General features: G+C 35.3%; 7 protein-coding genes. 1 reads left to right on the top strand and 6 read right to left on the bottom strand.

What is annotated here, in order from left to right; all coding sequences use genetic code 11:
- Nucleotides 1-24: 24 nt before the first annotated feature.
- The 6 genes from WH267_RS24920 to WH267_RS24945 form a co-directional block, all read right to left on the bottom strand.
- Complete coding sequence (locus tag WH267_RS24920) at nt 25-615, bottom strand: hypothetical protein (protein ID WP_340011694.1); 591 nt, start codon at nt 613-615, stop codon at nt 25-27.
- A gap of 11 nt (nt 616-626) precedes the next feature.
- Nucleotides 627-1,136, bottom strand: coding sequence for an RNA polymerase sigma factor (locus WH267_RS24925; RefSeq protein ID WP_115972153.1), 510 nt, complete (start codon nt 1,134-1,136; stop codon nt 627-629).
- 282 nt (nt 1,137-1,418) lie between these two features.
- Complete coding sequence (locus WH267_RS24930) at nt 1,419-1,778, bottom strand: DUF7716 domain-containing protein (RefSeq protein ID WP_340011695.1); 360 nt, start codon at nt 1,776-1,778, stop codon at nt 1,419-1,421.
- A gap of 62 nt (nt 1,779-1,840) precedes the next feature.
- A complete protein-coding gene (locus tag WH267_RS24935) occupies nt 1,841-2,656 on the bottom strand; it encodes a hypothetical protein (RefSeq protein ID WP_340011696.1) in 816 nt (271 codons plus the stop codon).
- Nucleotides 2,657-2,667: 11 nt separating this feature from the next.
- The gene (locus WH267_RS24940; protein WP_340011697.1) at nt 2,668-3,177 is read right to left on the bottom strand and encodes an RNA polymerase sigma factor; all 510 of its coding nucleotides are present in this window, start codon (nt 3,175-3,177) and stop codon (nt 2,668-2,670) included.
- A gap of 155 nt (nt 3,178-3,332) precedes the next feature.
- Nucleotides 3,333-4,961, bottom strand: a complete 1,629-nt coding sequence (locus WH267_RS24945) for an NADP-dependent glyceraldehyde-3-phosphate dehydrogenase (protein WP_340011698.1) — start codon at nt 4,959-4,961, stop codon at nt 3,333-3,335.
- A gap of 241 nt (nt 4,962-5,202) precedes the next feature.
- On the opposite strand from WH267_RS24945, the gene tpx reads away from it, so the two are divergent.
- Entirely contained in the window at nt 5,203-5,700 is a 498-nt protein-coding gene (tpx, locus tag WH267_RS24950) for a thiol peroxidase (protein ID WP_409013127.1), read from the top strand.
- Nucleotides 5,701-5,747: the final 47 nt, after the last annotated feature.

A 5,747-nucleotide genomic window follows, 5' to 3' on the forward strand; every position in this document is an offset into this window, starting at 1 on the left:
GGCTTTCAGCCCCCCGAAACAACTTTACTTTTTGAATTCCTGTAAAAGAGACTCAATGTGATTTATATATCTTCCGTAATATCGGTGAAACCAAAATTTACCGCATAGAAAGAGTAAGAACATTCCAATGATCAGCGAACCGATAAGGATAGCAGCGATCTTAACTTCTCCTATAGGTTGTGGCCAGGGGATGAATTCCAGTACAATCAGTATTTCACAGACTATAAAAGGAGCAAAACTTATGTAATAAGACAGATAATACTGCTTATTCAGATTCAACTGCGTTACAAGTTCTTTCAGGGAGTCACTGGTCTTCAGCTCTGTATTGCTGATATCATGGTATAATTTAAAAAACTTACTGTAAAAGAAAACAGTCACCAGAAGCATTGAGGCAATCAAAACTGTAATATACAATTGGAGTTTAAACGGTTTACAGACTGAGCAAACCATGAATGCAAAAATGAAAATTCCTACGATCCACCAGAATTCCATACGCATATTTTTGCGTACTTTTTCGATAGGAAGATTTATTTTATTGCGTTGTTCTATATTAATTTCCGGAGTTTCGTTTTCAATATCTTCATTCCAGGTATTTTTCAATTCATCTATATTCATCGGATTCAGGTTTAAAGTTGGTTAGTGGTATGTTGGTTCAAGATATCTTTTAATTTATTTTTAGCCCGGTTCATTTTCACTCTTACATTGCCTTCAGATATTCCCATCTGCTCCGCAATCTGCTTTCCTGAAAAATCTTCCAGATAATAGAAAATAAAGGCCTTATCAATAGGATTGAGCAGATGAATGGCTTTATACATCTCTGCCATCCGTTCTTCTTTGCCATCATCATACTCTTCCTGAGCAATGGCATGAATAGAGAAATCTTCATTTCCTATGAAGCTTCTTCTTTTTTGATTTTTGAGGAAGATGATGGCTGTATTTAAAGCAATCCTATACAACCAGGTTGAAAATTCGCTTTCCCCTCTGAAGTTTGGATATGCCTTCCATAGCTGAAAGGTAATTTCCTGAAAAAGATCATCACAGTCATCTTTTTCAGACATATACATTTTGGAAATCTTAAAAATGATTCCCTTATGCTTTTCAATCTTATGGATAAACTCTTGCTCTACTGAGGTCATAGCTTGTTACTCTATAGAGTTAGTTATTATTAAAAAAAATTGTTACAGAAAATTAATTAAAAAAAATAAAAAACCCGACAGAAAAATACTGCCAGGCCCCTCATCGTGTGTTTTTTGGTTTCTACTATTTTTAGGATAGTACTTTATTCGAAATAATTGTAGGTGTTTCTAATTCTAATGAATGATTTGCACAGTTAGTAGAGAAAAAACGAAAATGTTACATAAAATAATACCCTGATATTTTTTCATATCAAGGTATTTATATCAATATTTAGTTACGTTTTATTTGAAATCTAAAAAGTCGTCTTTTTCAAGATAGTGATTCAGGGCAGTGATAAGCTGAAAAGAAGTAATATCAGCATACTGCCGGAAAGCAAGATCCACTACATCCTGAATATTTTCATCAGAACACATATAGCTAAGTTTATTATGGTATACAAAATCAGGTAAGATTTCGTTATCATTCTCTCCGATATCTAAGGGATCACCGATGAAAACTTTCATTTCCGGTTCAAATTCATCTTTTGATGAATAGACTGCGTAATTGTATTCCGGATCATAAGATTCTTTTCTGTCTTGTTTATTCTTCACAAGTTCCAGAAATTCTTCTATACAATACACCTGATTTTTAATCTCATTCATCTGATATTCTTTTAACCGCTCAATTTTTTAAAGGTAGAAATTTTATGGAATAAAAACAGATTCTAGTTCAGTTTATTTAAAGCTCTTTGTAATGATACGATATCAAGGATATTAAGTTTTGCACCTGCTAGGATGATGATCAGCAGAACAAGTGTCAGAAATAAAATAATAAAGATATAAACCGATACATACCATATAACAGTATTCAGTATATTACCTTGGATCCCGAATTTATTCATAAAATACTTCTGAGACCTTTCAAACCATGTTTTCTTTTTCTCTGTTCGTGGTTTTACGTCCACTCCATTAAGTTCATCTACCAAATACACCACATCATCAATATATCTTCCATACATATAATAGATCCAATATTTAATGATAAAGCATACTAAGAGTAAAGTAATGAGGAAGCTTATTCCAAAAATAGCCAGATTATATTCCATATCAAAATGGAAATTGATCTTAATGAGAGATAAAAGAAAGGCAAGCGGGATATAAGAAATATAATATGAAATGTAGATTTCCTTCGATATTAAAAGCTGGGCTTTAAGATTAAACAGGTCATAATTGGTATTAATGCTGTTCTTTTGAAGAAGTTTATACAGTCTAAGAAAACGGGAATAAAAATAGATCATAAAAGCAATCGTCAGGATGGTGACAAATGTTGATATGATTCTTACATTGGGATCTGTGGAAGCAAATGGAAAACTGGTTAAAAGCAATGGTAAAGTAACAACCATCAGCCAAAATTCAGTTTTCATATTGATTTTCAGCATCTGGAGCGGAGAATGAATCTCGCGTTGCTTTTCCAGGGAAATTTCAGGGGGTTCCTGTCCTGTATCTTTATTCCAAAGTTCTCTAAAATTTTCTAAGTCCATTCATTTATGTTTTAATTTGAACCTGTTCTCTGCCTGGCAATGATCTCCTTTAATTTTTCTTTTGCTCTTTTAAGCTTCACCCTTGCATTCACTTCTGTAATCCCTAATTGATAAGCAATTTCTCTACCGGGGTAATCTTCCAGAAAGAAAAATATCAGTGCTTTATCAATAGGACTCAGCTTATGGATTGCTTCATACATCAATTTCATATTCTGATCATCGGTATCATTATAAGGCTCCTGCTGGGCACTCAGGCCGCCAATATCCTGATTGTGTATAAAACTACGTTTTTTTTCACTCCGCAGAAAAACTATTGCTGTGTTAAGCGCAGTTCTGTATAGCCATGTTGAGAAATCACTCCGCCGCTGAAAATCACCATATGATTTCCACGCCTGATAAATGATCTCCTGATAGAGGTCATTCTGATCGTCCTTGTTATCCATATACATTTTAGAGATTTTGAAAATAACACCTTTGTGCTTTTCAATTTTCTCTAAAAATTCTTGTTCCAATGAAGACATGATTTACACACTAATCCTAGAGGCAATATTTTATAAAACATCACCCAATTACAACACAAACCTTAAAAACTCAGCCATTAAGTTAAAAAATCCTTAATAAATTTCATTATTTATTAAGGATTTTTATTTTATGTTAAATACAATTGGGATTGAAACTAGAAAATATAGTCTGTACTTAAAAAGTTGGAATCATGTTCCCTTACAATCGTATTCAGTAATGTTTTATTGGAATCTGTAAGCTTTGCAGCCACCAGCGAACGTATCGAAAATGAACGCAGGGCATCAAAAACGGAAAGCGTACCTTCTGCACTGTCTTTTCTTCCGGTAAAAGGAAATACATCCGGACCACGCTGTGCCTGACAATTGATATTGACACGGCTTACAAGGTTTACAAAAGAATCAATCAGCTTTGCAACTTCCTGTGGGTCTTCACTGAAAATACTAACCTGCATTCCATGAGAGGCATTCACCTGATAGTCTATCGGCTCTTCAATATCTTCAAACGGAACAACAGGAATTACCGGACCGAACTGTTCTTCATGATAGAGCTTCATCTCACTGTTTACAGGATAAACAACTGCCGGAAAGACGAAAGACTCTTCTGTATAGCCACCACCTTTATTTAAAACGGCTGCACCTTTCAATACAGCATCTTCAATACATTCCTTCAGATAAGGTGGTTTATTAACTTCCGGAAGAGGAGTTACTTTCACCTCTTTTTCCCATGGTAAACCGGCTTTCAGGGCTGAAACAGCTTCACTTAGCTTCATGGTAAATTCTGCAGCAATTTCTTTCTGAACAAAAATCAGTTTTAAGGCTGTACAGCGTTGTCCGTTAAATGAAAGTGCTCCCAGAATACATTCACTTACTGCTACATCAAGGTTGGCATTTTTGGTAACAATCGCTGCATTCTTAGCATCAAGACTCAGAATGGCTCTTAAACGATTCACCTTCGGATGTAATTTCTTCAATCCATTGGCAACTTTACTTGAACCGATAAAAGCAAGTACATTTACTTTACCACTTTCCATGATTGGAGTTATGATTTCAGAACCTTTTCCATATAAAGTATTCACTGTTCCTTTCGGGAAAGCTTCTTTAAAGGCATTCAATAAAGGATAATGAGCCAGTACTCCATGTTTAGGTAGCTTGAATAAGATTGTATTTCCCATAATCAATGCAGGAATCAGTGTAGTAAAGATCTCGTTCAAAGGATAATTGAATGGCCCCATACTTAAAACTACTCCCAATGGTGCTCTTCTGATCTGCGCAATTGTACCTTCTGCTTCCTGAAAGCGGGAAGACTCTCTATCCAGGTCTTTTAAAGCATCAATAGTTTGATTGATATAATCTACCGTACGGTCAAATTCTTTGGTAGAATCGGCCAGTGTTTTCCCGATTTCCCACATTAGCAGCTTAATGATCAGATCACGCTGCTGGATCATGAGATAGACAAATTTCTGCATACACTTGACACGTCCTTCCACAGACATTGTAGGCCACTCTCCCAGCCCGTTATCATATGCCTTTACACAGGTATTCAGCACTTCCATGGCTTCTTCAGGACCAATATTCGGGATGCTTCCCAGAAGTTTTCTCTCTAATCCGTTTTCAGTAGGAATACAAACCGGGGAATAAATATTCTGGGTTTCACCTTTCCATTCTACCAGTTCACCATTCAGAAGATAGACTTTCTGATGGATCTCGGGGACTTTATATTCTTCGGGGATTTCGTTTTCGTTTTTAAAAATATCTTGAAATGACACATTGTTTGCTGAACTCATATTGTTAGTATTTAATAATTTGAATCTGAATTTTGTAGAATAAAGGTAGACGTAAAAATTGATTTTCAGAATAACGAATCAATAGATTTGCTCTATTTAAGAGCTATTTGAATGAAAATTAACTCAGCCAACTGAAAAAAACAATATTTTTGTTAAAAATAAATTTTCAATGTTTTCAAAAATAGTTTTCAGTACGTTATTCTTTTTCTCAGCAATGGGTTTTGCCCAAAAATCTAAACCTATTAATACCGTTTTGTTAAAAGGGACCCCAGTACGTACTTATTCCAAATTACCGGATGTAAACAAACCGGCTCCGAAATTTACCCTTACGGATGTGAATATGAATGATCAAAGTTTAGATGCTTACAAAGGCAGATATGTAATCCTGAATATCTTTCCTAGTGTAGATACGGGAGTTTGCTCAGCATCTGTGCATCATTTCAATGAAGAGGCAGGGAACCTTCCCAATACGGTAGTGCTTTGTATTTCTAAAGATTTACCTTTTGCTCAGAAAAGATTCTGTGGTGCTGAAGGAATCAACAATGTGGTGATGCTTTCTGATTTCCGTTCTGATTTCGGATGGAATTATGGGGTAGAAATGGTAGAATCATCTATGAAAGGGCTTCTCAGCAGAGCTGTTGTTGTGATTGACCCTTCGGGAACCATTATTTATGAAGAACAGGTACCGGATATTTCTCAGGAACCTAATTATGCTGCGGCTATTCAGGCTGTGAAATAATAGGTATTGACTTTAAAATATAAATAAATGCTCGGGCGATCTTCGAT

It is taken from the genome of Chryseobacterium sp. MYb328 (assembly GCF_037572595.1).
Taxonomy (GTDB): Bacteria; Bacteroidota; Bacteroidia; order Flavobacteriales; family Weeksellaceae; genus Chryseobacterium; species Chryseobacterium pennae.